This is a genomic window from Mesobacillus stamsii, from assembly GCF_030814065.1.
Taxonomy (GTDB): Bacteria; Bacillota; Bacilli; order Bacillales; family Cytobacillaceae; genus Mesobacillus; species Mesobacillus stamsii.
In genome coordinates this window covers 1-1,459 of sequence record NZ_JAUSUN010000064.1, presented here as the reverse complement: position 1 = coordinate 1,459, position 1,459 = coordinate 1, and the positions used below count along the sequence as shown (strand labels likewise).

Genomic DNA, 1,459 nt, shown 5'->3' with positions numbered 1-1,459 from the left:
ACTTGAGTCTTGCATTTTTTGAAATATCACCTAAAAAAGGCCGCACTAAAATAAGGTTAAAGCTATGTGGTTTTTAAGCCGACAATTTTAGACATTTTAGTACTTCTACCAAGGGCTTTTGGGTTAGTCCCTGCTCATAGGAATAAACAATCAACTGGCTCAAATGGTCCTTTCGGATGCGGCGGACTGTGTCTCCAATGGTGACGATGCCTTCCTCTTTCCATTCTTTTCTCTGAGATTCGAGGAAGTTATACGTGAGAAATTGTAAACACCAGAATCGCTCTATCCCTTTGTACGAAAGTAGCTGGTAATGGTCAAAACCAAGTAAATCCTTGAAATATCGGTATCCCGTCTCGATGTGCCAACGCACTTCATAGTAGCGCAGGATCGTCACGAGATCCAGGCTGGAGTCTGTGCAGAGGAGACAGAACGGTTTCGTCTTTGAATCGTATTTGTCCTCCCAGGACACAAGGATGGTAGCATTTTCCGTGTCACTGAGATTTCCCTCATACGAGTATATTTTATACCGGTGATGCCCCACCGTAACGGGGCGGAGATCATCAGCCTGGATATAATCAGAGATAAATTGGGACAGTTTGATCCCAATACCTGCCGGATAAATTTTACGGTTTGTACGCAAACCGCCAATTAGATGGTAGCCGTTTGTACTGCACGCATCTATTAATTTTTTGCTTGTATACCAACTGTCGACGAGAACATAAACCTGTTCGTCCGATGGGGATTCATAGCCGTTGATCAACTCAATGGCCAGATCATTCTTGCTTTTAAATGCCAGTCCATTTTCGCTGCAGTAGGAATCCCTGAAGTAGGAGCGATAATCCAGAGCAAACGAGTAGCCTTCGCTTACAACATGGGCAGTTACCACGCAATGGGACCAGACACTTTTCCCATCGGAGTGGGAAAAATGATAATCCAGCCCTTCCATCCCGTGGGTATGCGAATCCTTTTTGGATTGAGTATCGTCCATAATCAAAAAAGTGATCGGTCTTGTATCACCTTGTTTGGCACGGGCTTTTTTGATCTTCTCCATCATAAACTGGATACGCCGCCGATTCGCACGGTTAGGGCACCAGGGGGATTCATTTAGAAACCGAGTCATACTGCTTAAGTCACGGGTTTCGTGGGTGAATCTCCGGATATTAGATACTGTCTTTTTTCCATCTGCCAAAATAATTCCATGAATAAAAGTCAACACATGACGGGTTTGCGGTTTTGAAAATCCAAGTCCCAAAGCAAAAATAAAATTGACTATATAGGTATAAAAGGTTACCATGATCATGGACATTCTCCTTTTTAATGGAAATTTTGGATGGGTAACCACAAATTTCTCCAAAAGGGTTGGAATGTCCTTTTTTATTTTTCTTAATCGACAAAAGTTCTTAGCATCTGAGTGTTCTCTACAAAACTCAAGGCGACAACTTTTTTGCAAGAGTCAAGT

General features: G+C 42.6%; 1 protein-coding gene. It reads right to left on the bottom strand.

The window, feature by feature from the left end:
- Positions 1 to 73 precede the first annotated feature (73 nt).
- Positions 74 to 1,300, bottom strand: a complete 1,227-nt coding sequence (locus tag J2S25_RS19915) for an IS701 family transposase (RefSeq protein ID WP_307192719.1) — start codon at positions 1,298 to 1,300, stop codon at positions 74 to 76.
- Positions 1,301 to 1,459: the final 159 nt, after the last annotated feature.